This window comes from Tetzosporium hominis, from assembly GCF_002265435.1.
In the GTDB taxonomy this organism is placed as follows: Bacteria; Bacillota; Bacilli; order Bacillales_A; family Planococcaceae; genus Chryseomicrobium; species Chryseomicrobium hominis.
Window position 1 is genome coordinate 1 of the sequence record NZ_NOKQ01000130.1, and the last position, 233, is coordinate 233.

Annotated in this window: 1 protein-coding gene; it reads left to right on the plus strand. The window is 42.1% G+C overall.

Annotation, left to right across the window (positions count from 1 at the left end):
* Nucleotides 1–233, plus strand: a 233-nt coding sequence (locus tag CF394_RS15905) for a hypothetical protein (protein ID WP_207761665.1), incomplete at both ends; no start/stop codon positions are given.

Genomic DNA, 233 nt, shown 5'->3' on the forward strand with positions numbered 1-233 from the left:
ATCGGTGCAGTATCAGATACTCAGTCTAAGGCGCAAGTGTATAGTATTTTTCCTATGCTGACCTTCTCTTTCTTGCCCACTCTTGCTGTTCAAAATGCAACTGCGCAAAAACTGTTGGACTATTCTTTCATTGGTCCATTGGTAAGTCTGTTAAAAGCAGGTGGTGGAGAGTTATCTTTGAGAAGTCTTGGTCTTTTGCTAGCATGGGTCCTTTTGCTAGGATTAGCTAGTCT